This window comes from Paenibacillus sp. FSL R10-2734, from assembly GCF_037963865.1.
Lineage (GTDB): Bacteria > Bacillota > Bacilli > Paenibacillales > Paenibacillaceae > Paenibacillus_AQ.
Window position 1 is genome coordinate 6,882,932 of sequence record NZ_CP150170.1, and the last position, 26,750, is coordinate 6,909,681.

The 26,750-nt window shown below is 45.6% G+C and carries 20 protein-coding genes and 2 pseudogenes; 8 read left to right on the plus strand and 14 right to left on the minus strand.

Going from position 1 to position 26,750, the window contains the following annotated elements; all coding sequences use genetic code 11:
• Positions 1-65: 65 nt before the first annotated feature.
• The 5 genes from NSS67_RS29895 to NSS67_RS29915 form a co-directional block, all read right to left on the minus strand.
• A complete protein-coding gene (locus NSS67_RS29895; RefSeq protein WP_339317410.1) occupies positions 66-707 on the minus strand; it encodes a beta-mannanase in 642 nt (213 codons plus the stop codon).
• 22 nt (positions 708-729) lie between these two features.
• Entirely contained in the window at positions 730-2,001 is a 1,272-nt protein-coding gene (locus NSS67_RS29900) for a VWA domain-containing protein (RefSeq protein ID WP_339317412.1), read from the minus strand.
• Positions 2,002-2,297: 296 nt separating this feature from the next.
• Entirely contained in the window at positions 2,298-4,700 is a 2,403-nt protein-coding gene (locus NSS67_RS29905; RefSeq protein ID WP_339317413.1) for a transcription initiation factor TFIID, read from the minus strand.
• A gap of 4 nt (positions 4,701-4,704) precedes the next feature.
• Positions 4,705-8,094: a tubulin-like doman-containing protein gene (locus NSS67_RS29910; protein WP_339317414.1), complete on the minus strand. Its 3,390-nt coding sequence runs from the start codon at positions 8,092-8,094 to the stop codon at positions 4,705-4,707.
• A 60-nt stretch (positions 8,095-8,154) separates the two neighbouring features.
• The gene (locus tag NSS67_RS29915) at positions 8,155-9,972 is read right to left on the minus strand and encodes a vWA domain-containing protein (RefSeq protein WP_339317415.1); all 1,818 of its coding nucleotides are present in this window, start codon (positions 9,970-9,972) and stop codon (positions 8,155-8,157) included.
• A 205-nt stretch (positions 9,973-10,177) separates the two neighbouring features.
• Here NSS67_RS29915 and NSS67_RS29920 point away from each other — a divergent pair, with 205 nt between their 5' ends.
• The 3 genes from NSS67_RS29920 (at position 10,178) to NSS67_RS29930 (ending at position 13,265) form a co-directional block, all read left to right on the plus strand.
• Positions 10,178-10,330, plus strand: coding sequence for a hypothetical protein (locus NSS67_RS29920; protein WP_339317416.1), 153 nt, complete (start codon positions 10,178-10,180; stop codon positions 10,328-10,330).
• The gene (locus NSS67_RS29925; protein ID WP_339317417.1) at positions 10,323-11,249 is read left to right on the plus strand and encodes a hypothetical protein; all 927 of its coding nucleotides are present in this window, start codon (positions 10,323-10,325) and stop codon (positions 11,247-11,249) included. The genes NSS67_RS29920 and NSS67_RS29925 overlap by 8 nt, the downstream gene beginning before the upstream one ends.
• Positions 11,250-11,486: 237 nt before the next feature.
• On the plus strand, positions 11,487-13,265 hold the full coding sequence (locus NSS67_RS29930; RefSeq protein ID WP_339317418.1) for a hypothetical protein: 1,779 nt from the start codon (positions 11,487-11,489) through the stop codon (positions 13,263-13,265).
• Between the two features lie 244 nt (positions 13,266-13,509).
• On the opposite strand, the gene NSS67_RS29935 is transcribed toward NSS67_RS29930, so the two are convergent.
• Both NSS67_RS29935 and NSS67_RS29940 read right to left on the minus strand, forming a co-directional pair.
• The gene (locus NSS67_RS29935) at positions 13,510-14,064 is read right to left on the minus strand and encodes a pyridoxamine 5'-phosphate oxidase family protein (protein WP_339317419.1); all 555 of its coding nucleotides are present in this window, start codon (positions 14,062-14,064) and stop codon (positions 13,510-13,512) included.
• Between the two features lie 1,245 nt (positions 14,065-15,309).
• Positions 15,310-15,795, minus strand: coding sequence for a GyrI-like domain-containing protein (locus tag NSS67_RS29940; RefSeq protein WP_339317421.1), 486 nt, complete (start codon positions 15,793-15,795; stop codon positions 15,310-15,312).
• Positions 15,796-15,948: 153 nt separating this feature from the next.
• Here NSS67_RS29940 and wrbA point away from each other — a divergent pair, with 153 nt between their 5' ends.
• A complete protein-coding gene (gene wrbA, locus NSS67_RS29945) occupies positions 15,949-16,575 on the plus strand; it encodes an NAD(P)H:quinone oxidoreductase type IV (protein ID WP_339317422.1) in 627 nt (208 codons plus the stop codon).
• 90 nt (positions 16,576-16,665) lie between these two features.
• Here the strand turns inward: wrbA and NSS67_RS29950 are convergent, their stop codons facing one another.
• The 4 genes from NSS67_RS29950 to NSS67_RS29965 form a co-directional block, all read right to left on the minus strand.
• Positions 16,666-17,664 carry a Gfo/Idh/MocA family oxidoreductase gene (locus NSS67_RS29950; RefSeq protein WP_339317423.1) on the minus strand — a complete coding sequence of 333 codons (999 nt, stop codon included), beginning with the start codon at positions 17,662-17,664 and terminating at the stop codon, positions 16,666-16,668.
• An 88-nt stretch (positions 17,665-17,752) separates the two neighbouring features.
• Complete coding sequence (locus NSS67_RS29955; RefSeq protein WP_339317424.1) at positions 17,753-18,079, minus strand: nucleoside triphosphate pyrophosphohydrolase; 327 nt, start codon at positions 18,077-18,079, stop codon at positions 17,753-17,755.
• Positions 18,080-18,125: 46 nt separating this feature from the next.
• The gene (mutT, locus tag NSS67_RS29960; RefSeq protein ID WP_339317426.1) at positions 18,126-18,548 is read right to left on the minus strand and encodes an 8-oxo-dGTP diphosphatase MutT; all 423 of its coding nucleotides are present in this window, start codon (positions 18,546-18,548) and stop codon (positions 18,126-18,128) included.
• Between the two features lie 132 nt (positions 18,549-18,680).
• A complete protein-coding gene (locus NSS67_RS29965; protein WP_339317427.1) occupies positions 18,681-19,397 on the minus strand; it encodes a YceI family protein in 717 nt (238 codons plus the stop codon).
• 157 nt (positions 19,398-19,554) lie between these two features.
• Here NSS67_RS29965 and NSS67_RS29970 point away from each other — a divergent pair, with 157 nt between their 5' ends.
• The 3 genes from NSS67_RS29970 to NSS67_RS29980 all read left to right on the plus strand — a co-directional run bounded on the left by NSS67_RS29970 (position 19,555) and on the right by NSS67_RS29980 (position 22,200).
• Complete coding sequence (locus NSS67_RS29970; protein WP_339320747.1) at positions 19,555-20,235, plus strand: response regulator transcription factor; 681 nt, start codon at positions 19,555-19,557, stop codon at positions 20,233-20,235.
• Complete coding sequence (locus tag NSS67_RS29975; protein ID WP_339317428.1) at positions 20,223-21,638, plus strand: HAMP domain-containing sensor histidine kinase; 1,416 nt, start codon at positions 20,223-20,225, stop codon at positions 21,636-21,638. The genes NSS67_RS29970 and NSS67_RS29975 overlap by 13 nt, the downstream gene beginning before the upstream one ends.
• 70 nt (positions 21,639-21,708) lie before the next feature.
• Positions 21,709-22,200, plus strand: coding sequence for a hypothetical protein (locus tag NSS67_RS29980; RefSeq protein ID WP_339317429.1), 492 nt, complete (start codon positions 21,709-21,711; stop codon positions 22,198-22,200).
• A gap of 113 nt (positions 22,201-22,313) precedes the next feature.
• On the opposite strand, the gene NSS67_RS29985 is transcribed toward NSS67_RS29980, so the two are convergent.
• From NSS67_RS29985 to tnpA, 3 genes and pseudogenes are all read right to left on the minus strand, one after another.
• Positions 22,314-23,441 carry a copper amine oxidase N-terminal domain-containing protein gene (locus tag NSS67_RS29985; protein WP_339317431.1) on the minus strand — a complete coding sequence of 376 codons (1,128 nt, stop codon included), beginning with the start codon at positions 23,439-23,441 and terminating at the stop codon, positions 22,314-22,316.
• 158 nt (positions 23,442-23,599) lie between these two features.
• Positions 23,600-24,703: pseudogene (gene tnpB, locus NSS67_RS29990) on the minus strand (IS200/IS605 family element RNA-guided endonuclease TnpB).
• A gap of 4 nt (positions 24,704-24,707) precedes the next feature.
• A pseudogene (tnpA, locus tag NSS67_RS29995) lies at positions 24,708-24,947 on the minus strand (IS200/IS605 family transposase); the annotation flags it as partial.
• 283 nt (positions 24,948-25,230) lie between these two features.
• Here tnpA and NSS67_RS30000 point away from each other — a divergent pair.
• Positions 25,231-26,688, plus strand: coding sequence for an amidase family protein (locus tag NSS67_RS30000; RefSeq protein WP_339317432.1), 1,458 nt, complete (start codon positions 25,231-25,233; stop codon positions 26,686-26,688).
• Positions 26,689-26,750 lie beyond the last annotated feature (62 nt).

Genomic DNA, 26,750 nt, shown 5'->3' on the forward strand with positions numbered 1-26,750 from the left:
GTTGTATCTGCGTCTCTTGCTATGGACAGCACGGTCCAACACTCGCTTGTACGCGTAGACTGATCTTACTCCGGCACCAACTCGTAATAAAGCCCGTACTTGGGACCGTCGGTGAAAAAAATGCGTACAAAATCATCCTTGCCGACCTCAATCGGTGGGAGTACATTTCGTCCAGGGGCGAAATCCTGTACAAAGGGAAAGAGAATACCATCCTCTTTCCCTGCCGGATGTCCTCCCCGTTTCTTGACATAACAGAGGACATCCCGAGCGACTGGAACTTCTGCCGTAATCGCCATATGCACGGTCTTTTGTTTTCCAAATAAGCCTCTTTTTTGTTGAATGGAATAATAGATTCTGGCTTTGCCTGCACTAACCACCACACGGTTCGCACCGTCTCTCTGCCTCGAGAGCAGCGTCTCTCCGTTCTCAGTAAAGCGGGCAATTATGGTATAGGAGACTAGGCCAATCTCATCTAGTCGATCGCGATATCCATTATTAGATTTGTATTCCTCACGAGTGTAGAGCTTCATCCCGACCGGTGGAATATCTGCTGTTCCACTGGAAGCCTCTTCTGTAGAGGTCTTGTGGATGTACACCGCCTGCACGCCGTCCGGCCAGCGCCATCTCAGCGTACAGAACCGGTCATCCACTTGGGTTGTCACATCCGTTATTAACGGAGCGGAAGCATTAACCTCGGCGTACCTCATCACTGTAAACCCCTTTCAACTACTAGAATCCTTTGCTATTCCGATTTCTCCGGCGGTCTGGAAAGCTCTCTGACGCTGGAGTATGAGCTGTATTATTCCTTCTATTACGGTAAATACGTCCTTCTCCTACCGGAATAACGCCTGTAAATAATGAGATGATAGCAGCCAGTATAAGAACAGCTAGGAGACGAATAAGCCCGTCAGCGAAAGTGTGTCCGCTGAGTCCGAATTCCAGAATAAGCCCTGCGAACAAACCTGAGATTACGCCGCCAATCCCAAAGCTCTTTGCCAAATGACGATTGTCAAACATAATACCAAGACCGAGTCCAAGTGCAGCACCGATTAGCATCAGCGACAAAATACGAACCGCAGCATAGTATGGACTATCTGCCGTAGCATCACTGCGCACCGTAAGCAATGTTCGATCTCCCAAACGATCATAGATTTGCTGGAATACATCGCCTAGAAGGGCCGAGTCTGTCACATCATAATAGTGACCGCCCGTTATTTTCGCAATATCCTGCAGCAGCTGCGTACCCTTTGGATCCTGCATACCTAGACCAATGGTATTTACAGCAATGCCGCGTTCTATATAAGTCTGCAATTCTCGTGAGGTATCGAAATCACTCACTCCATCGGACAGCAAAATAACCATAGCGCCCTGGTTTTTCGTGCCGTTACTATCAATCTCTTTGAGTGCCTCTGAGATCGCACCGCTAATGTTCGTGCCGCCCTCAGTTGGCTTCAGATTATCAATTGCGGTCAGCACCTTCTCGCGATTCTGCGAATCTGAGAGTGGCGTTAACGGTTGGACAACTGCAGCTTCCTGGTTAAATGTGACCACCGCTGCCTGATTGTCATTGTCCATTCTCGTAATTAATGCCTTAGCGGCTGAATAACGGCTGTTATCAGGATCACTCTGCGCCATACTGCCAGAGTCATCGATAGCCATAACTACATTCTTAATCGGCTTCACACCGCCAAAATTCAGCTCATAAACAAACTCCGTGAATGCACCTACCCCTAGCGCAAGTACAATCATTAAAGGCAGCAGCTTCCAGGATAGACCCAAGTATCGCTGCTTCCACGACGCTCCGTTTAAACGTGGCGAGATCATCTCCGCAATCAGACAACCGATGCCGATACCGAGCGCTACTATGGCAAAATAAATGCCTACGAGCAAAATAGAAGGCAGATCGTTATACCAGCTCAGTAGCCACTCGCCAAAAAGAAAGGCAACCCCACCACCGATCAGACTGAAGAAGAGCAGGAGCAGATTGATTTTTCTCTGCATCTTAAAACTTCCTTTCCAAGAGAAACCTGAATTGTACTCCAATGGTTTAAACATTTTCGAGGGTTATGTAGCCCGCTTAACGAGCTCCCGGATGTCATATTGCTCCCCAGAGTGTACTTTGTGCAATAGAATGCATCTGATAGTAGACCCATTTCAATTCTATTGCATGTTATGCATTGAAAATAAGGAGAAATGTCCCTATTCTTGAAATCTTCTTAATTCTAATGTATCAAATACAACAGAATACTAATTCTGAGTAGAATCCAACGTATCTATTGCACGAAGTGCAATCCGCATCAGCGCATCTCAGGAAGCTGCTCTTCACTTAGTCCATGAAGCTGATAGCCATTTTGAGCATAGGTCTCATAATAAACCTTACCATTACGGTAATAGAGCAGATCCTCTAAATGGAAACCACCCATCAGATTCAGCTTCTCCACTCCACTTCTACGCTGTTCATGCACGAAGCCCAAACGGTAAATGCGAGTCGTCTCATCCACACCAAATGCGTAGCGCAGGAATTCAGATCCGCTGTCTCCAAAGAAATATTTTTCCTCATGACGATGCTCTTGTGTGTATTCGAACAGACGAACATTGATCGTCGCACCGTCCTCCAGACTATGGTACAGGCGCTTGAACAGCTCTTCCTTGGATAAAACCTGGCGGTTCTCATATGCAGCCGCAACATTCGCACGTCGCAGAAGCTCTTCCTCGAAAGATAGTGCAAACGGCTCCGCCGTTAAAATTTCCCGCTGACAAATACCGATCAAGCGTTCTGCTACCGCATCTTTACCTTGCTCTAACAGCTTAGAGATACTTCCCATGTATTTTTCACTGAAGAAAATTCCATGCCCACGACGGGTCTCAATATCCTTCATCACTTCTTCTGTGACCACTCGGTAGTATTCCATCACGTTTTGGCCGGTTGTTTCGTTGGTTCGTCCAATGCTGTCCATCACGGTAATACGTAGTTCTTCCTCCAAGGTCTCCATAGCTTTCACACGAGCTATACTCTCCACATGAAGCTGCTCTAACGCTGATTCCAGAGCGCTACACAGCGCGAGCTCACTTTCCATACACAATAGCTCATATCTTTTGCCATATACCGCCGAGAATAAGTAATGAATGAAGTTACGTACCGTGCGTTTGTCAAAAAGCGGCACACGCTGGAAAGGCTGACGTTCCACACTTTCTGCGTAAAGATCCTGAAGTTCCTCCTGCGCGGAGTGAATCGCTGCTCGTAGTCCAGTCATATGCTGACGCAAGCCATGCAGCACACTGCCACCCTCATCACGATCAGCCGTCCATTCCGCTAACTGATAGAATGTCACTGCGGGTGTGGCCGTTTCCTGTGCCGCCAGCGTGGTACGCCATCCACGAAGAGGACTGAAACCTTCTACTCTTCGATTAGATTCGGCTACAAAATTGTTGCGGAAATAAGCTTCGCCCCCGTCACCGAACAACTGTTGTTCAGCTTCACGTAGTGACAGCTGCTTCAGCTCATTATAGGACGGACGTCCGTGGCTCATTAACCCCGACATCTCACTAAGACCGTCTTTCTCCGGGACCAGCTTCGCCGCATGCTCCCGCAGACTGTCAGGATCCAGCCCTAATAGGGACTGACGCTCACGCATAGTCCAAGGACTGCCTTCACGCATATCCGCTGCAAGGCGCCGAAAGGCGTGATACAGCACGGCCAATGCAATTTGAACATTGGGTCTTCTTACGCCAGAAAAGCCTGCGGAGGCATAGCCTTGTCTTCCTGTGCTGCCTCTGATGCCGCTTTTGAAGGTCATATTGTTATAGCCGCCATGTCCGGTTGCCTGATCAGAAGTCGGGCGGACCCGATTCTTGAGCAGACTGATATGGGAGATGATCTCATAGTTGTCATCCATACCGTGCGCCGACATCATGCCGCGCTCATTCTTATCGGAGAGCAGATACACAAGATCAAATAATGCGGATGGACCATGGCCGACTGGAATCGACAGACTATCTTCGGTTACAAGCAGCGGCGCATTAAACGTATAGTCCGTAGCTTGCATTCTGTCCAATTCACGCAGAAAAGCCAGCCCTACCGAGCTGGAATATCCAAAATTATCCCCTTGCTCCCGCTCATTGATTAGAGCGTAGAGATCTGTCTGTACAGACTTAAAGGACTGGCTGAGTATTGCACGTGCCAGCAGTGTAATTTCCGGCAACAACACATTAAGCGGGTCATCGACCCGCGTAATGATAGAAAGGTGGATCACGTCGAAAGACGAGTACAGACGTCCATAATCCGCTATACTGTTGCTCAGCCGCCGGATAACTTTATTCATTTCAGCAAGATATTTTGTATCCTCATGAAACTTGCGGTAAATATCATGACGTACAGTGCGTGGATCAGACCCAGCCATATCCGGCAAGGCCATAGCCATCACCCGGTCTCTTCCTCCCGCATCAGATCCGCTTTTGCTTTTTTCTGTTCCCTCGCTCTTCGCACCTGACGCAGCATGTAATGCCATAACACCGCCGGCGTTATCCCATTTCCGTTCGCAGCTATCCAGCACCGGACCGATGGCCGGAGCAACCTTGTCGCCTACGAACAGAAACAGGGCAGGGTAATGGATGCTGCTGCGTCCATCCCCCTTACTGCGCCTTGCTTCTTCCTGTGCCGCATATTGTTCACCATAAGATAATGCCTGAGTTGTGATCATAGGCCTATTTCAACTTTCTGCGGATACTGCCCAGCTTACTAGTCATGCTCTTATAAAAGCTGTACATTTCATCGCCGCTCTCATACTCTACTCGTTCGTATTCCAAACTGTCGCGTGCTTCCAGGAACGATACATACAGCCCTTCCAGCTTATACAGCAGCGGGGTTACGTCTTCTGCGGCAGTCATTTCACTAGCACGGCGAGCTGCTTTACGCAGTAGAACACTGCGGCTCTTCTCATCGAGCTCCCGGAAATGGCGATACACGGCGTACTCCACGTAGCTGCGTTCTTTCATCAAATTAGCAAACGGCTCCCAAGCGTCCTCTTCTTCATCACGATCATAAACGTAGAGTGCGCCTTTCTTAACAATGCTGTCCGTGTACAAAGCCTCGATGAATTGGTCCATCCACTTATCTTCATCCAGATATTGATGGAGCAGACCTTCAAGCTCCGTTGCCTTGGCAGTCAGTTCAGCATATTTGGCCAGCTCAACACGAACACGAGAAATCAGCTGCGGTGAACGAATGAGATTTTCCTGTGCCATTTCTTTGTTAATGCTGCCGAAAATATCTTTAATGCCTTCGCGCTCAAGACCCTTCTCGCGCAAACTCTTCAGCTCATCAGCCGCCTTCTTCACTTCGCCGAGATTCGGACGTGAAGAATTCAACTGCATATCAAATCCACTCAAAAGAGCATCCATATCAAACGGCTTTGTGAAGACAACAGAATACCTGTTGCTGGTGTTCTCATCTACGCCTTTTTCGATGATGACTCCGCTCGCCAGCGCTTTTGCAAAATCCGCACGCACTCGGGCGTTATATTCACGGACACGAGCATTGACGTACGTATCACCCCATGACTTTTCCGGAATAGGAGAAGGCAGGTACGTCCAGTTATTCTTATCAGTCATCACCAGATGGCGGCCGATCCCTTCTTTATCAAGAATGGTCCGCTCATAGTTCTCTTCAAACACCCGTAGCGGAGTGTATACGAAGAGTGGCACACCATTACGTGTATTTAGCCAGAAAATACGGTTCTTCACTTGGCTTTCCTTGATCGTAAATTGCGATTTGCCAAGCGCATTGTTCTGATAATTACGAATCCCTTTCAGGATACCAGGTGCTTTAACAGGTACTGATACGAAGCCCCATGATGGGAAATGTAAGCTGCCTGAGCTGTTGCTGAGGTGGAAGGTAGGTACGGCCTCTTCATCCAATTTACCAGCAATAATCCGCTCTACGAATTTATCCAGTGGCTCTTCGTGTCCGAATTTCATTACGAGGAAGTCTTCCATCGAACGAGTAATCAGATCACCGAACTTATCGCTAAGGAACTCCGAAATCGAACGAACGATATCAATCTCCTGCTCTTTGACCCAGCGTCCGGAATGCTTCAGCATTTCACGGGTAAAGTCGCGAATCAGGTCGTCGCCGTCCTTCTGATCCATGATTTTGGTGATTGTCGCCGAAATATCTGGCACGTTAACGATGTTCCAATAATAAGTTTTGTTGCCTTTATAATCTGCCTGCTCTTCACCATTGATAAGGATGTCCCCATTCTTGGCAAAAATCGAGCTAAGCGCACTAAGAATCTCTGTAAACACACCGTAAATCCGGCTGTTCTCATCGTTTAAGAGCTCATATAAGTCCTCGTAAAATTGAATCATTTGCTCAGTACGCTCTACATCAGCATGCAGCCAGTACTCATTGATTTTGGCCTCAATATAGGCATTCTTCTTCTTCTCTTTGGATACAAAAGCGCTGCGAGCATCGCTCAGCTTCTCATCTGCACTGTCCTGTGCTGTCTCAATATCGCGTGGCAAACGCAGTAAGCTTTCACGTAAAGCCTCAATATAAGACTGAATCAGCTTCAGAATACAGAAGCCTTTCTCGGTATACAGCAAGCGAGAAACATAGAACGGACCTTGCTCTGGATGCAGGAAGATGCGATCCAGCTCTTCACTGAACCGTCCGACAATTTCGCCAGGAAGCTGTTTCTTCGATTTGATATACTCCTCACGGGCACGAGCTAGGAAGTTCTGCTCCAGCTCTGTATCCATGCTAACAACCTGATTCTTAACTACATTGGCATGGCTCAGGCGTTCGCTATTCTGATAGCCAGGCAGCGGCTCAGGCACACGCGACTCAAACGTTTTAATCATACTGTCGAGATCGATGCCAAGCTTACGTGCGAATTTTTCTACATCCTCTTGACCAGGCGCCTGCTGGAACATTTTTTCCATTTTATCAAACAAGCGGAAAGCCAGATAAGTTGTCATTTCCTCAATCGGAAGCACGGCAGACGAAGCACCGATAATGTTGTACTCATAGTTGGCTGGATAGGCCTTGTTCATCTGCGCAATATTGGTGCGGATATTACTGATATAGTCATGAATGGCGAATTCTTCGCCAGACGCTTTTTCTTCACTCGCCATAAAGTTCGTGATGTTCTCAGCTGTTACGTTCATACAGTAATCATACGCATTCTCTAGCAGCTTACCTTCGGTATTCGTTGCAGAGATCAAATGACATAGATTAAATGGAGCCAACGGTGAATTTACCGTCAAAATATTTCCGTATTGCTGTTGGAATCGCTCGCCACGACTGTCCACATTCATCCAGTAATCCAGCTCTTTAAGCGCCGCATAACCGTTCTTGCGAATATATTCACGCGTATGCTCGCTTAAACTTTTATTAGACAGGTTCACGTCCGGTGTAAAGAGATAACCCAGTGTGTTCACACGGTCAATACCGGCAGATCCATAGTCGCGCTCAATAATACCGCGTACGATATAAGCAATATCGAGGAAAGCCCCACTACCAGTACCGCCCGACAGACCTGTCAAAAGGAAAACCATCAGCTTCTTGTTCGTGCCTACGGATAATGTCTTGATCTTCTTATCAATCGCGCCTACAACCTGATTAATCTTAGTGAAAAGTAACAGACGTCCAGCTTGGCGTACACCAGCAGCACCATTCATACCATCTGTGATACTCAGCTCCGGAGATAGCCAGTCCGTAATATACGAATCAAGAATGCTTCTGTTCTGGAGCAATCCGCCGATTTCAGCATTCGCCAGCAATACAAATTCATTTTGCGGGTCGAGCCCGATCCCTTTGTATTTTTTACCGCGATCCTGTTCATTCGTCTCAAAAGCTAGAAACTCCACATTATCCGGCTTGTCCCGCTTCTTCTTGGATATCGGATCCTCCGGCAGCTTAAAGCGGCGGTTAATCTGATATTTAAGACGCAGCAGGGCATCAATGCCCGTGCCGCCTAGTCCAATAATTAGGATTGGATTATCAATCGTATCTACCCTGATCTTATCACTGACGATCCCGCCGCCTAGTGATACATCCAACTGCTGTATATGCTCTCTTACTACTGGTTTCATATGCTTATCCTCCTAAAAGTTTTGCGGAAGCTGTACTTCAGATCTCTTGCAAAACCACTTCTATACTAAATACTCGAGATAAATCGTCTTATCTACCGTGTTTAGGGATACTGAAATGCGGTCACCACTCTTCAGCTCCAAACCACGTGAGGCATCCGCAGCACGTCCGGATCTCTCCACGGTAACACCTTCTCCACTGCGTAGCAGCAATCGGTCATTCTTAGCTTGTGTGAAAATAATGCTCTCGCTTTCCTTCAGCTCAGGCGCTAATTGCAGCAGCTGATGAAGGGTGAACTTGCCTCTAAATCCAGCAAGTTTTTTATATTGTGGGTAGGTCTTCTCACCCGTATTACCGTCTTTAACCTCAACTACCAGCTGCCCAACAAAGCCACGTGCTGATTTCTTATTCAGCAAATACCACACTGCAGCGGCTATCAATACTAGAAGAATTCCGCCTATGATGTAATACATGGTTTTGGACGGAGCTTCTTTCAGCGGTTCTTCTTTATCAGCCCCTGTCGAAGGACTAGTAGTTGCGGCGCCGCCTGTCTTCGCGCTGATCTTTACAGGAGCACTTTCACGATAGAAACTACTTTCCTCTGCACGAACCTTCAGCTCATAGTCATGGCTTTCTTTTACCTCGAAAGTGCCCTTAAAGACATCCCCAGAGTTATCAAGTTCGATTTCCTGTACATCACCTGTATCAATATCTGTAGCCAGCAATACCGCCTTCATATCTTGATACAAATTACTGAGCGTTACCTGAGTACCATTACTAAACAGGTGGGAAGTAATATCAATTTTATCACCTTTTTTATAAGTTGCTGATGGCAGAGCATCGATCTTAAGCTCCAAATCATAGTTAAAAACTAGATTAATATCAATTTTATCCTTTGGCACACCTTTGACCTGAAGCTTCCAATCTCCTTCCTGAGGTGACAACAGCTTGATCAAGCTATAAGTGGAAGACTTCGACAGCAGAGCACCCTTTGAAGGGATCGCGACAGCATTTCCTGACGGGTCCGTTAGCTTCGCTGTCACAGGCTGTGCAGACATGATCGAGATATTAGCTTCCAAAACACTGCCGTTAGGCACGTTAATGGTTACGTCCTGATAATTGCCGTTTGCAGTAATCGACTGCACCGGTACTACCTTCAGCTTCAGATGACTAGCAAAAATCTCACTGAGTATTTGCGGAAGATCATCTGCGGAGTCTGTTGAGAATGCTTTACCGCCCGTTTCATTAGACAGATCAGCGAGTTTTTGTTTGTTCAGCTTGCCGTCTGCGTTAAGCCCAATCGTATAAATGGGATAGCCATTCTTCTTGGCGACCTCTACGGCGGTATTCAGTTCTTTATCCGACTCGGTTTGCGTCCGGCCTGTTGATTTGTTGAAATCGTTATTGCCATCAGCTAGCATTACAATGATTGGCTCATGATTCGGATCGCTTCCATTCTGGAGCACCTTCACAGCCTCTTCTACACCGACAGCAATGTCGGTATAAGCTCCACGGTCCAGTCCATCAATAAAATCCTTCAAATCCTGTTTATCTGTCTCTGAGTTTATTTCCAGCAGGGCTTTCTCCCGCTGCACCTTGTCGGTATAGGCAACAATACCTACTTTATCACCTTGGGTAGATAGCATATCTATGAACATTTTCATCGCTTCATTCGCGACTTTGTTCTTGTCACTAGTCTTCATGGAGTTGCTGACATCGATAAGAAGCACAGCATCAATATGAGATTGCGCCGACGTTGCCGCATAGGCCTGAACAGCTGCAAAAGGTGAGGCAGCAAGACATAGAGCCAGCAGTAGTGCTGGGAAGATCCGTTGAAATAGAGTCTTAGTTGTTCTGTTACTTTGATATTTACGAAGCATAAATAGGGCTCCTCTTGTGTTATATTAGGCACATATGACAGGTTCAGCACTATCGCTAAAATCTGTAAATAGCATGCCATTATGATATAATTAAACCTTGTAAACTTCAACTTTAGGACCGCCGGACCAAAGTAGCAATGATGCATAGAGTTATCATTCTATGAGCCATCCAGACTGCGCGGCGTCCATGAGAAAGGACTGTTCCATGATTTCATACGTCATTCTTGGGATTACGTTCCTAATTGTCGTAATTCAGATTTCCATCTATGCTGCACACCAGCGTAAACCATTAACTCGTGATGATATTAATGACCGACTACTAGCCGCTTTGAACGGAGGCGATAAAGGCCGTGAATAAGAAAAGACCCGTTACCTTCCGGCCTTTCAAGGCCCCTCGTTACGCATATGACAAGCTGCGCATTTGTCGCCGCTGCGGGCAATACACTGCTCTCGGCGAAGATCGATGCACCAAATGCGGTAGAGCCTCACTTATTACAGTAGAGCAGCAAGCCGCATCCATCGCAGGAAGAAAAATGCATACGCGCCTCCTATTCATCTTACTGCTCACACTAGCCTCCGTCTATTTTGGAAATAGCATAGAGCAGATGATGCTGTGTGGTGCCGGAGGGATTATCCTCGCTGGACTATTGTACTATACGCAGCGAAAAGTACGGCAGAACGAGAATCTTCGTTCTCTTAACGAGCTGCTTGGCCGAGGGATCGTCATCATCAAAGAGGGACTAGAGATCAACCGTCAGGAAGCTGTCTCCGTACTCCGCGAGAATGATGTTCTTGCCTACGAGAAGCTGCGTGAGCTCTCTATCCTGCTTCGCGGCGACCGGATTGCGCGGCAGCGGATCGCCTTATTACATGGGTTTTTACTTCGCAAGGACATGGATTTAGAACTAGAGCAGCTTCTTCTGAAGGATTTCGAGCCACTGCTGGCCGAATATATCGGCGAGATTGCTAAAGTCCGTCCTGATCTGATCAAAGATCGTACACTACGATACGTGAAGATCTATGAAGAAGAAATTCGTCATATGGATAATGGTATGACCATCCTTACAGGAGTTGCCGGAGCAGCAGTAAGAATGAAGCGTTATGCCCTGCTCTACTCCAGTATGATTGGCCGATACGTGCAAGACCTGCCTAAAGACCGCTTTATGCGGTTATCCAAGCTCATTGCTGCAAATCCCCATGAACCGTGGAACGGCCTGGACCTTAGAGTAGCTGACATTCGTGAGGCCAAATATCGCTGGGACCCAGAGGTTCAATAGACCTGAAAGCTTATATTTCAAGAAGAAACGTTCGTTGGCATCATTTATTGATGACAATCGTTTCTCGTAGAAATATAAAGATAAAGGATAGCGTGAAACTTATGCTTTTTTATATTTCAAGAAGAAACGTTCGTTGGCATCTGTTATTGATGACAATCGTTTCTCGTAGAAATATAAAGATAAAGGATAGCGTGAAACTTATGCTTTTTTATATTTAGAAAAAAGAGGCTACTCTATATGACGTTCAAACAATTAATAACCCTGCGAAACTTTATGATCATTCTGTGTATAAGCATGTTAGTACTACTTGGACAGAAGGTTTTTCTTATCGCCGACAAAATTCAAATGACCAAGGAAGCTGACCGTCTCTACGCTGCAGGTGATCTGATCAGTGCAGAGAATCAGTATCGCTTGGCGGCGGCAAACCATTCTATTCTTTATATGGAAGAGAAAGTTGCGGAGCGGCTAGCCGAACTCTCGCCGATCACGGCCATCCGCCAAGGTCTGAGTGCTTTGGTATTATCCGCTGAAGCACAAGCCACGACTAAGGATTTTTCCGGATTTATGAAAAGCTATGATGCTCTCCTCAGCTTAAAAGCTACATATATGAAGCCCGGCGGTCCTTATGAATCCTATTATCGCCAGCTATCGACTGATTCAGGCATTTCTGACAAGTTCACAACCTACTTCCGAGAATTTAAAGAGCAGTTCCTAACTGAACTTGCTCAGAGCCAGAGTGGAAATACGAGTGAAGCGGAAGCTTTCAAATGGAATCTGTTGCAGATTCCCGATGCTTATTATGGAAGCGCCGCTTCCAAGGATGAGCTCTTAGCCTCCAAGTTCAAAAGCCATGATACAGCTAAATTAAATGCCTTAGCAGGAACAGGAAGCTTTACAGGTATGCTCGAAAGCGCCCTTTCCATGATGAATGCTTACAAACAGCATAGTTACGAAGCCCCATGGGTACTTGGGCAGGCAGAAAGTAGCGGAAAGATCTTTCTGAACAAGGATCTAGAGAGTGATAACATCACCGCCTTTACTGGGCATGCTGTAGCCTATCGTAATTTTGCAGGATCGGCAGGTATCACCTCATCCAAAGTACTAACCTTAGTCGATACTAGTAAAGCTAAACTACTGAAAAATGCCAAGCGCATGACCAGTAAAGGTCAATATGCTGATGCTATTCAGCTATACGGTGATCTTGCTCCGCTAGAGGATACTTCTTCAATTATTGCCGCTACAAGACTGGCTTGGAATATTGCTGAACCTGTGCGCCTCCTTCCAGGCGGTGAAGAGCAAGGCAGATATGGGAACATCATCTCCAGCAAGGGACTACATGGCACGAAGGTCATTGTGGCTGGAACGGATAGCAATGGTATTCTCTATTATGCAGCAATGAATAACGACGAAAGTGTCATTACTTTAACTGGAAATAGTTTACCAAAATTCGAGAGCCTGCGCAGTCTTACTTTTAATGATCAGCTTGCTGCGTCTACAGGTTCTGGTGCCCCCGTGGTTTTAGTGGAATCCGAAGTCGAAGGTGGACGCACTCTTTTTACAGCATATGAAATGAAATCGGATGGAATATCACAGTTATTTTCAATGTCTGGCGATAGCTACGAACTGCAATCCGATGATTCGATACTCGTATCTAATGCAGATCTTGGAGACGGTGTCGACGGACAGACGGCACGTTACCGTAAAGTAGATGGCAGCTATCAATTCGCTGAGATTGTTCAGGAGTATGCTGTAATTTCAGCTTCCGATGTAGCGCTCCATCCTTTTGAAAAGGTCTCTTTTCACTGTGAAATCGTAATAGATAACTTCGGTAATACGCTTGCTTACTCGAATGGAGTTTATATTTCACTTCAAGGTGAGGTAGGTTCCGTTACAGGTAACGCATTAGTTAGTGGACAATATCAGAACGGTTATCAGCCTATTGAAACTGACATGGGAGAGCAATATGTGCCTGTGTTTGTGGTGGAATCGGTGGGTAGTATGAGCTTTGGACAGTAGGACTTATGAGATAATGGATAGGCGACTTGGGGGATCGCTTGTCTTGACAAATCTGATCCCCTATTCGACTTGTGGCATGCTTAATCGACTTGAGAACTAGCCTAAGGAAAAGTGAGCTGCCAATAGAAACATGGTGAGAACAAACGCATGGGAAAAGAGATCGGCTATAGTGATATGAAAAAGCAACCCTAAGGTTAGTCGGGCTATTTTATCTGATGCATAAACCTGGGGTCACCATGTCCGCTTAGTTTTTTTGCCCAAGAGGTGTCTTTAGCCCGTCTATACTAGTGCTGTTCTTTTCTTGTCTATATGCTTTCAGGCCTTCTTCACCCTTTTGGATAGACCAACGTTGCAACGTATCTCGCTCACTCTCATAACTCATGAATGGGACCGAAAATCCGCAAGATGTCTGTACTTTATGAACATCAATCAAAATGATCTGTCTAGCTCCAGGCAGAGGTGTAAACATGGGGTACAGTGCTTCCCATTCTAATGATCCAGGCAAGATTACCGTCCCCGTTCCATACAGTCTCAGAATGTTCGGCGGTCCTTCAAACGCACAAAACATAACCGTCACTCTTCCATTTTCCAACAGATGTGCACTCGTCTCATTACCGCTGCCAGTCATGTCTAGATAAGCCACCTGATTAGGTGACAAAATCCGAAAGCAATCATGCCCCTTAGGCGAAAGATTAACATGCCCTTCTTCAGAAAGCGGCGCCGACCCTACGAAAAAAAGGTGCTGCCGAAGAATAAACTCCTCATGTGCAGGTAGTATAGCGGTGAATTGTTTTCCCATTTAGCATTCTCCATTTCGTTTTGGTCTTCTGTGGTGTGGTGTGGTGTGGTTTGTGTTGTTTGTTTTGTGGGGCAGTCCTGCTCCATCAAATACATCCACTTTACCAACTCAACCAGCTACTTCAACTGCTTCAACTACTTCAACTGCTCCACCTACTCAACTGCTTCAACTGCCCCAACTGCTTCAAACAACAGTTACTTCAACTCCATCAAAACTCATCAACTTCACAACTCAACCAGCTACTTCATATACACTCCCCTAGTTCCACTCCCTCCCAAACTATAGTAAAATCGGTCCGGGCGGCATTGGGGTAAATGTAGTGCATTTTTGCTCCTCTTTCTTGCTATTTGGGCTCGTTGAGGTAAATGTAGTGCATTTTTGCTCCTCTTTCTTGCTATTTGGGCTCTTTGAGGTAAATGTAGTGTATTTTTGCTCCTCTTTCTTACTATTTGGGCTCTTTGAGGTAAATGTAGTGTATTTTTGCTCCTCTTTCTTGCTATTTGGGCTCTTTGAGGTAAATGTAGTGCATTTTTGCTCCTCTTTCTTGCTATTTGGGCTCGTTGAGGTAAATGTAGTGCATTTTTGCTCCTCTTTCCTGCTACTTCGGCCAAACGCAGCTAATCTACGGGATTTATACCGTTCATTCCTGCTACTTCGGCCAAACCCAGCTAATCCGCGGGATTTATACCGTTCATTTTCGCTATTTCAGCCAAACCCGGCTAATGTGCGGGATTTATACCGTTCATTCCTGCTACTTCGGCCAAACTCAGCTAATCTGCGGGATTTATACCGTTCATTTGCGCTATTTCAGCCAAACCCGGCTAATGTGCGGGATTTATACCGTTCATTTTTCCACGGACTCACTCGTTAAGCATATGAATTCTAGAGTTTCCCATATGTCTACCCATGTCTACCCGTCGTCCCCCTAAAGTCCATAATCAAAACCAAAGTAAATGCGGGCGCGGCAAAGGTTAACAACACTGGAGAAAAGTCCTTCCTCATTACTTCTTTTGATATATATTCGTTTCAATCATTGAGTAACCCTTCACCCGGGGCATTCTGCTCGTCAGCGAAAAAAGGAACTACCTCTCGGCAGCCCCTAATCCCCGCGAAACATTTCCATTAGCTAAAAAACCCATTCCCCTAAAAATCCACATAAGCAGCTACTAACCAGCAACAAAGCTACAAATCAACAAAGCAACAAAGCAACAAAGCTACAATTCACATAACCGTCGTTCTCCCCATCTATTCAATCGCAATATAAATTTCAACCTGCGTGTTAGCAGGATCAAAGCCCCGCGAATCGTAAAGCTCAAAATCACCTGTATAAGTTCTTACCTCGGTAGATGCCTTAAAATACGTCCAAATTTCCACCCACGCTTGCGCGACTACTTCGAATACCGGACCTTTTTTCGTTGTAAAAACCATGTATTTGCTCTCCGGAACAGCTGCACACACGAGGCCGTTTTCCTCTAAATGTCTCCCCCCAGCAACTTCATGACCAATCACAACGGTATACGCTCCTGACGCATCACTCTCATAATCTGTATACAAAGCATAGATATACTCAGGCTGAACTGTATCCATCTGCCCCGCAATATTACTCTGAAAATAAGTTTCCCACAGCTGCGACAAGCCCCCATCAGGACCCATTTCCACTTCATTAGTCGTGCGTATGCTAACACCTGCCAAGGTCATTTTTGGTTTTTGTACAAAATAAGTACTCATCATTCTCCCTCATTTCCTGTGATTGAGTTCAGTATACATAGGGGAAGTGGACATCTGTCTGTCCAGTTAGAGTAGAATTATCGATTTGGATTATAAATGCATCAATGGGGTAATTAATAGTATGGAACTACACTCGAAGGGAATGACTACAACATCATGCCAAAAATCAAATTAGCCGTCATCTACTACAGCGCCACTGGGACTAACTACCAGCTCGCACAGTGGGCCGCAGAAAGCGCTGAGAAAGCGGGGGCTGAGGTGAAATTACTGAAGGTACAGGAACTAGTTCCCGAGGACAAAATTGCGGCAAATCCGGCCATGAAGGCCCTAGCTGAAAAAACAAAAGATATCCCAGTAGCAACACCCGATGATATCGTGGAGGCGGATGCGATTATTTTCAGTTCTCCAACCCGTTACGGTAACATTGCTTCTCAGATGAAGCAGTTCATCGATACAACCGGAGGGATTTGGGGCAAGGGACTAACTGTAAACAAAGTCGTCAGCGCCATGAGCTCAGCACAGAATCCACATGGTGGTCAGGAAGCTACGATTTTGGCACTATACACATCGATGTATCACTGGGGAGCGATTGTCGCGGCACCTGGTTATACCGATCCAGTCACTTTTGGCGCAGGAGGCAACCCCTACGGAACAAGCGTCAGTGTGGATGGGGACGGTAAAATGATCGAAGAGCAGGATCGTATCCGTGACGCTGTATTTCACCAAGCGAAACGTACTGTTGAAGTGGCCGGCTGGGTCCAAGCAGGTAAAAACGCGCAATAGACCGAACTAGGCGACGCCTATCGTTCGATATAGTAAACCCCTCGGAGCTACCTGTGTAGCATACAAACCGAGGGGTGTTGTTTATTTTATTTATTCTCCAGGATACTTAAGGCCCCACTGCGCACGTATTTGATCCAGCAGATTCAGAATCGCTAACGACTCATCCAATGTCATCACCGGACTCTCTGTAAGCCCCGCCTCAAGACAACGTCCCACTTCCTCTGCTTCAAAACAATATCCGATAGAAGCCCGGTCATCCACAAAAGTCTCTACCTTCTCATCCCCTACATAGAGCGTAGCCGATTTCGGATTCACTAACGTGCCCTCTACAATAATACGGCCCTCTGTTCCAAACACATGCGCTTCCTCCAACATATTAAGACGAATACCGCCGTTTAACGAAGCGGTTTTTCCATTGCCATAATTCAGCAGCATAGAGAAATGCTCGTCCACTCCAGTCTCACCAATATGAACCGTACTGGATATAGATTCAGGATAAGGTCCAAACACCATCGAGGCAAAAGAAACCGGATAAATCCCCACATCCAGCAGCGCTCCCCCGCCCAGCTTCGGATTAAGCAATCTGCCTTCCGGATTCCAGTCCGTGCGAAATCCTAAGTCTGCCTTCACCAAGCGAACTTCACCGATTCTACCCTCGGCAATCCATTCTCTAACCTTCACAATCGCCGGGATGTAGCGGCTCCACATTGCTTCCATCAGGAACAGCTTATGCTCTCTAGCATAAGACACGACTTCTTCCAATTCTCCACTATTCACGGTAAAAGGCTTCTCGCACAAGACAGCTTTTCCTGCACGCAGCGCCAATAATGCATTTTCTTTGTGAAAAGGATGTGGCGTTCCGATATACACTGCATCTACATTCGGGTCATTCACCAATTCTTCATAGGTGGCGTAGGCATGTGGAACCCCATGATCCCGCGCAAATTTATCCGCACTTTCCTGAGAACGCGAACCCACGGCATATGCCACACCATTGCTGGCGTGAGCTAAGTCAGTAACAAACTGATGTGCAATCCACCCTGTACTGAGAATTCCCCATTTTACTTTGTAAGCGTTGTCTTTTCCCATTGTATTGTTCCTCCTCATCCTTCTGTTTCTACTACTTGATTCTATCAGACCATGCTTATTAAAGCATATGAAAATAGGATCTAACCGTCTATTCCTCTTCCACCTCAATCAGAAAAATCCGATCCTTAAACCCACCGCGACGCTTGGTTTTCTCCGCACGAAGCTTCTCCAGCTCTGTGCTATTGCTCCCATGTGTCTCCGCCAGAGCCTGGATCACTTCCAGTATATCGGCAAGCTCTTCAAGCGCTTCTTCATCACTAACTGCCCGAAAATACTCCTCCGACTCTTCTTTCAATTTCTTACGTAGTTCAGTTATGTATTCTTTGGGCTCGAGTATCCTTGTCTTAAAATCTTTCCCTTGAGAGGCTATCAAATTGGGGATTCCGTCACGCACTAGCTTTTCATATACAGGCATTTAAGTTCATCCCTCTTTCTACTATGTATTCTAGCTTCCTTCAGTCTTACTTCGATTTTATCATTAGCCGTTCTACAAAAGGAATATCCGCAGGAGCAAAAGTGAACTGACCCAGTTCATCCGGGAACACCCAATTGAATTCGTCGTGATCAACAAGTTCGATTACGCCTCCTTGATACACAGCTTTCCAAGCAAATAGTCTGATCTGGATACTTCCATAATTGTGCTCGTTCATGCCAAAGCTCTCATAGGGAAGTATCGTAATCCCCATCTCCTCCTGAAGCTCTCTTTGCAGACAATCTGCGATACTCTCGCCTGATTCGATTTTCCCGCCAGGAAATTCCCACAGACCTGCCTGCGACTTCCCTTTCCTCCGCCGAGCAATAAGAATCTGTCCTGCTTCATTATGTATAATTGCGGCTGCCACCTCGATCACAAGAACACCTCCATGATTGCTATCATTCGACATATACTACTATTAAAACATACATTTCATTCCAAACCAAAGAGACTCTCCCACAAGCCATTAGGCCCGGGAAAGTCTCTTCCGTACAGTCTTTTCTATAAATTTCACAGCAGCGTTTTCCTTATGGGAGGACTGCTATTTCGTCAACACAAGCTCTAATCGAACCTCAAGATTGTTCTCCGTATCCAGCACAACGGTGTGCGGATTGCTCATGCCAAAATCAGAAAAGGCCACAGTTGTTGTTCCCGACAGCATCAGCTGCCCCCCACTGTACGCTGCTTGAGACTGGAATGTGACATCCTTTTCCACACCCCTCACTGTAAGCGTACCTTGCATTTCAACCGGCACAGTTGCTCCTTCTGTCCATTCTGCTGGCAGCTCCGAGAATGATTTCACTACAAACGTAGATTGTGGAAATTCCGTAACGGATAGGAAGTCTGTTCCTTTTACATGCTCATCTCTTTGACCATTGCCAGAGTCCAGAGCGCTCATATCCACGGTTCCTTCCCCAGCCATCGAAGTAGAATCTTCTATATTAACATTCCAAGTACCTTGAACTTTGTTATCTACGAAGTTAACTGTTTCTTTGGAGGTTGTTACCGACCAATATACTTTAGAAGTGTCCGCAATCGTCCAGTCACCGTTTAATTGCTCTGCTGTTACTACCACACCTGCTGATGCTTCAGTGTTATTCGTTGTGCCTGCACCAGCTGCCGCTTCTGTTCCTTGCCCTGGAATCACGGACTCGATCTCTACATTATTGCCCAGCCATTTATCCAGCAATGTATAACCTGTGACAACTCCTACGATAATGACTCCGGCCGCGATCAAGGCTATTCTTTTTCTCTTCATCCTGTTCCCTCCAATATTCTAATATTCTAATATTCTGTATATTTTCAAGCTCGTCCCTCATTCTAACAAAGCAATATGTCGGGAAGAAGTCAGAGCAGAACGAGCTATGATGTGTTAAACTTGTCGTAATTTTATAGACTGGAGGCCCACCCACATGATGAGATCCATTCTAATTGTTGAAGATGAGGAAGCTATCTCAAGGGTCCTCAGCGCTTATCTGAAAAAAGCTGGCTTCCATGTCACCCGAGTAGCCGACGGTCGTGCCGCGCTAGAGTCTTTTGCTGTATCCCCTCCTTCATTAGTATTACTCGACATCATGCTGCCAAACATGGACGGCTTTGAACTGCTAAAGCTCATCCGTGAAAAAAGTAGCTGTCCCGTGATTATGCTGACGGCAAGAGATGGGATTGATGATCGACTAGCTGGTCTTGACGGTGGTGCAGATGATTATATGTCTAAACCCTTTATTCCAGAGGAAGTGGTGGCACGCGTGAATGCTGTATTACGCCGTCCCTCACAATGGTCTGATGGCAGCCGCAAACGGCATTATGGCAGTTTATTTATCGACTTTACTGCTCGTACTGTCTTTTTAAACGGGGCTGAGCTGAACCTTAGTCCACGCGACATGTCAGTAATGTTATTTCTGGCTGAAAGACCTAATCAAATATGTACGCGCGAGCAATTAATAGAGCATGTCTGGGAGATGGATTACGAAGGAAGTGACCGTGCAGTCGATTTGTCTATCAAAAGACTTCGCCAAGCATTGTCGCATTGGCCGGTAGATGAGGGGGAAATCCGTACCTTGAGAGGGACAGGATACCAATTATGGACTACTTAAAGAAAAACAACACCCAACGCACGTCCTTCCTCTCCTACTGGACAATTCGTTATCTGCTCATTATCAGTATCGGCCTCCTGCTAACTGCACTAACAACGTTCTGGTGGATGCAACAAGAAGCTATGAGCAACCGGATGCAGACTACCGGATTATTAGCACAGGAGATTGCCGATCGTAGCGTAAATCGTGAAGGAACCATAGAGATCAGCCAGAATCTTGGAAAGCTTATTGAAGACCGAAAACGATTCTTCAAGTTAACCGTAGAAATGTGTGTAATCATTACGGATCAGCAAGGTCAGATGCTGCTCTCTATGCCGCCTCTCACAGAGGACGAAATGAGGCATAAGCTTAATGATAGCTTGGACGACTCGCGTAGTCCGGAGTTCAAAGCTGCAGTTGCTCCAATAGAATCAAATAGCAGAACACTAGGACAGGTGATTGTCCTTCAATCTAAGAAATCGCTGCGGCATATTCCGCAGGAGGAAATCATTTTTTTCTCCATTCTGCTGCTGTTTCTAATCATCTTAAGTTGGCTAACCATCTATCTCTTGTCACGTAAACTGGCAAAGCCTATTCAAAAAGTAGCTGCTGCTGCGGCACAAATCAGCCATGGCCGGTATGATATCGTTCTGGATAAGGATGCCAAAGAACGGGAAATTCATGAGCTAATGATGTCTTTTGAAGAGATGGCGGGCAAATTACAACAATTCGAGCATTCCCGTGCGGTGATGTTAGCCGGAGTATCCCATGAACTAAAGACACCAGTAACCTCCATCAAAGGTCTAATCCATGCCGTTCGTGAAGGGGTCGTCGAAGATGATGAGGCTGAGGAATTTCTAGATATTGCCTTGCAGGAAGCTGGACGATTGCAGCGGATGGTAGCGGATCTTCTGGATTACAACGCATTGACTGCAGGTATCGTTTCTGTCCGTCACGATAGACTGGATGCTGTGCCGCTTTTATCAGAAATCGTATATCAATGGAAGCTGACACAGACCGATGAAGTTGCGGAGCCCGTGCTCCATATGCCGAGTAATCCTTTATTTTTGCGTGGGGACTCGCTTCGTATCCAACAAATTATCGTCAATCTCCTTAATAACAGTGTACAAGCCAAAGCGCCAGACCGAAGGGTGCAGCTTACGGTGGAGTTGCTTGAACAGCAAGGCCATGGCCTAGCCGAAATTCGTGTTCAGGATAATGGGCTTGGCATCTCATCAAATCATAGCGAGCATGTCTTCGAGGCTTTTTTCCGAGGAAGCGATAAGCAGAGCACACTACGTGGTCTAGGACTTGGTCTCACCTTCAGCCGTTTGTTGGCCGAATCTATGATCGGAAGCCTCGTGCTTGAAAAGCACTCAGAGGAAGGCTGCACCTTCGTGCTGTCTCTACCGCTTGATCACTAAAAAATTAGTCTGTGGACCATCGTCATGGTATAATCATGTGCACAATCACACCGAAAACCGGAGGCTGTATATGCTTACTTTTGAACAAAAATTAGCGATTCTCGACTCTTACCCCCAACTGGAACGCAAAAATGTATCCCTTGGGCGCGTGAACTATCACTACGAGGAAAGCCAGCATGATAAGAAAACCGTCGCTTACCACCTGCACCCAAATGGTAATGGGTATGTATTCGCAGGATTATTGCGGGGCTACGAGACAGATGATAAGGGCTTCGTGAACATTCGCGAATACTCGGAAGCCGAACTGCGGAGTCTACTGGATGCCGCTATCACCTCTTTGTCTATTTACATTCCGGAAGCCCCTGTAACCAGCAAAAGAAAGAAAAAGACTGCTGCGTCCGCCGATTCACTCTGGACTAATGATGAGGGGCATACGCTGACCCTGAAGCTAGAGGAAGATTTATGGTATGTCTATGCCGATCTCAATCTGGAAATGGCCTTTGAAACGCTTGAGGAAGCTAAAGAATATTTAGCGGAAGAGGGATTTACTGCGCAGGGGTAACTTTCACTCCTCTCTAAAAAATAAAACGAGGTGTCCTAACAGCCATTGGATATGGCGTTTCGGACACCTCTTTTCAATTGTACGCATGCAAGCTCGATCCAAGAAAATAATCCTTAATATACGGGTTGAGTGTAAACAAAGCTATATATACCCAAGTCAAGCTCTGAAACCACTTCATAATCCAGTTTGAACTCTATAGTCTTATTGATAAGACCACCGACGAAATAACTGCCCTCCACCACTAATCTATTCTCTCCTCCAACAGGAGCTACCAAAATTAGTTGCTCTATACTATTTGCCGGTATTACAAAATTTTGCAGACCACCCGCTTGATCTTGAACATATCTACGAACTGACACGGTGTTACTACCTACTACCGAGAAACCGGAATTGTTGTTCTTCCATTCTTCATAAGCATTTTGTTGAGATTGGTTGGAGCTAACACAAACCTGATTTATTGAAAACTCCGGTAGGTTATATACTTTGCCAGCAATATTATCTATAACCACTTTATTGGTTACTTGCGTACAATTCTCTATATTTTGAATCGGCATGGGGTCTTTTTCTTTAGAGATTGTTCTTATTATCTTTTTATCACCGGATTTAAAATTTATAGAGATCTCTTTATTATCCATGTTAGAGAACTCGATCAAGCTATACAGCTGATTATTTTTGATTCCATAATGTTTTACTCTTATCTCAAACCTATTTCTTTCATCTGTTAGTGTTTTTGAAACTTCTTGGCTTCCTAATGTAATGGTTCTATTTACTGGGGGAACTATCTTTGCTTCAGCAACGGATGATGTAATATGAACTGAATGTGTTCCTTCATCCCATGAGACGTTACTACCCAACACTTCGCTAATAAATCTCAGAGGGACGAGCGTATTATTCTGAAAGCTGATCGCCTTCAAAACTTGCTCATTCTCTTGTCCGTTAACAAATACTTTCCCTTCCTTAACCATATAAAAAACGTGAATATCCCCTCTTACCGCTGAGATCGTCTTTGCAGTATTATTCCATTCAATAACTGCACCTTGAGCTTCAAAAATCGCCCGCATCGGCACATATGTAACCCCCTCTTTTACGATAGGAAGTACATCAAAATGCAATTGCTTACCATCCAAAAAACATTTAATCTCATTGTCTTCAGCAGATGCTTTAATCGAAGCGCAAAAATTAAATGTTAGCATTACAAAGAAAAAAATAATGATTTTCGAAAGATATTTGTTGTTTTTCATATTTCATTAGCTCCCTAATCCCAAAAAATAAATTTACATTTCACACCTTAATATTTAAACCTCTCATCACTAAAGTGACGAGATTCCTAAGTACAGAAGTCTACTGACTTCTAATGGATTAGGCTATCTCCGCAGTTCCTGCGGTTATCCATCTGACGTTATTCAGACAGAAGTCTTAGTCCTTCGTTCAGAATATTTTTGCTGGCATTGTCATCTCTATCGTGTGTAGCATTGCATTCTGGACATACCCATTCGCGCAAGTTGAGGTTCTTAACGTCTTTGTTCTTGTACCCGCAGCTCGAACATCGTTGGCTTGATGCAAACGTCTTACCTACTGCGACGACTTGCTTCTCATACCATTCTGCTTTGTACTCCAGCATCGTTCTGAATTGCGACCAGGATACTTCACTGATCGCTTTCGCTAATTTTCCATATTGGAGCATCTTCTTCACTTGCAAGTCCTCAATTGCAATGATGTCGTGGTTTTTGACAATATGCGTTGAGACCTTATGTAAATAGTCAGCCCTCGCATTGGCCATATACTCGTGTATTTTGGCAACTTTGAGGCGCTGTTTGTTCCAATTAGAACTTCCTTTCGTTCTTCTTGTGAGAATACGCTGCGCCTTGGCAAGCTTCTCTTCCAACGTCCGAAAAAACTTAGGATTTCGGAATACTTCGCCGTTTGAGAGGATCGCAAAGTTTTTTAGACCCATATCGATCCCGACGGATGAATCCGTCTTTGGCAAAGGCTGCACATCTACCTCCGCAAGTATAGACACGAAATACTTACCCGCTGGATTCCGCCTAAGGGTAGCACTCAGAATCCGTCCTTTTATTTCTCTAGACTTAGCGAATGGAACACATCCAAGCTTAGGAAGCTTGATCTTGTGACCGAAAATAGCGATGTTATTGTTTGTAAAATGGGTTTGATACGACTGAAGAGGATTCTTTTTGCTCTTGAATTTAGGGGCATCGTTTTACTTTTGGTAGAATCGGCTGTAAGCATCAGTAAGATGCCTCAGTGCGTTTTGAAGTGCAAACTTATCAGGCTCTTTTAGCCATTCCTTAGTTCGTTTAAGTGCTGTAAGTTCAGCAGAGCATTTCCCATACGACAACCCTTTTCCTGTATCTTTATAGGCTTCATTCCATCTGTTCAGAAAGTGATTGAACACAAACCGACTACAGCCAATCGTTTTATGGATCAGCAGCTGTTGTTCTGCGTTTGGATATATGCGGAACTTGTACGCTTTATGCGTCAGCATGGCTTCACTTCACTTTCTGATTTTGGATGTACTCTCGTATTTGCGATTCCGTATTTTCGCTAACGGTAGCAATGAAGTATGAGGGGTTCCACAGATTGCCTCCCCATAGTTTCTTTTTAAGATCAGGAAATTCTTTGAATAGCAGTCTGGCAGATACACCATTAAGTGCTTTGATCATGCTCGGTATAGAATGTTGTGGAGAGCAGTCAATCAGCAGATGTACGTGGTCTTCATCACTTTCCACTCGACCACGCTTTGCTTCTGACACGTTTTCACCCCTAGATATACAATAACATATGTAGTTGTAATTATGTGATAAAATCATGTCATATTGATAACTTTATCACTTAAATATTTTAACATGTGTCGTACAATTAACGTGTCTATAACACGTCAGGGTTTGCGAAAACTATTCTATCAAATGGTAAATAAAAATGTAAGTCTAAAAAGAACACTACCAACAACACCCAAATTATGGTTAGATGGAGAGGAAGCCACATCCTAAAGGGAAAGAAGCGTGAACGCACATGAGTTTTGAAATCGTAGAGGCTACTATACCGGACATCCAAGCTGCATTAGAATCCGGAGAAATCACGTCAAAGCAACTAGTTCTCATGTATTATGAACGCATTGCTGATCACGACAAAAATGGCCTGACGATTAACTCTGTACTGGAGATCAATCCTGATGCGTTGTTTATCGCAGAATCTCTGGATGTGGAACGTGCGATCAAAGGTCCCCGGGGACCCCTGCATGGCATACCTGTGCTATTGAAGGATAACATCAATACTGGGGACAAAATGCATACTAGTGCGGGTTCGCTGGCTTTGGCGAATTCTTTTGCTGGGGAAGATGCGTATATAGTTACTAAGCTGCGTGAGGCCGGAGCGATCATTATGGGTAAAGCCAATATGACCGAATTCGCCAATTTCATGACGAACGGCATGCCCTCCGGCTATAGCTCCCGCGGTGGGCAAGTTCTTAATCCCTACAATATAACTACACCAACAGGAGGCTCCAGTTCTGGCTCAGCGGTAGCTGTAGCCTGTAACTTCTGTACAGTCTCTGTCGGCACAGAAACCTCGGGATCGATTCTTAACCCCGGTAATTTAGGCTCCATCATCGGCATTAAACCGACTGTTGGACTGCTCAGCCGTTCAGGAATCCTTCCGCTCTCCAATACGCAGGACACCCCTGGCCCTATGGCTAGAACGGTTCGGGATGCCGCACTGCTGCTAAACGCAATGCTGGGCAATGATAATCACGATGCTGCTATGGGAACAAATGCCGGTAAAACCCATGAGGATTACACTGTATTCCTGGACGAGAATGGCTTGCAAGGTGCCCGTATAGGCATCCCGCGTGACTATTATTTCGAGGAGCTAACAGAAGAACAACTTGCACTGTTCAATGCTTCCGTAGATAGAATGAGAGAGCTTGGAGCCACCATCATTGATCCTGCGGATATTAAGACCGCTCGAGAAATTAGTTACTCTTCAGTCGTCCTGAACGAATTCAAAACATCGCTGAACGCATATTTATCCCGGTTGGGCCCAGGTGCACCAATGCGAACATTGAAGGATATCATTGACTTTAACCATGCTCATCCTGTGGAGACTTTAAGATATGGTCAAGCTACGTTAATTAACGCTGAATTTAATTCTTCGGGCACACAATCCGAACCACAATATTTGCAACATCGTGCGACTGACCTGAGGCTGTGCAAGGAAGAAGGGATCGACGCCACCATGAAGGAATATGACCTAGATGCCCTTCTATTCCCCGCTGACTTTGGCGCCAGAATCACCTCGCGCGCTGGATACCCATCCATCGTTGTGCCTTCTGGATATACTTCCGCAGGTGCTCCCTTCGGTGTAACTTTCTCGGCGAGAGCTTATCAAGAGCCTACGCTTATCAAGCTTGCCTATGCGTATGAGCAGCATTACAAGGTTCGAAAAGCGCCTTCACTAAAGAGCTTTATCTGATCACACTTTTTCACTCATAACTAAAAGCCCGTAAACAGTGATTGTCTCATTCACCATTTACG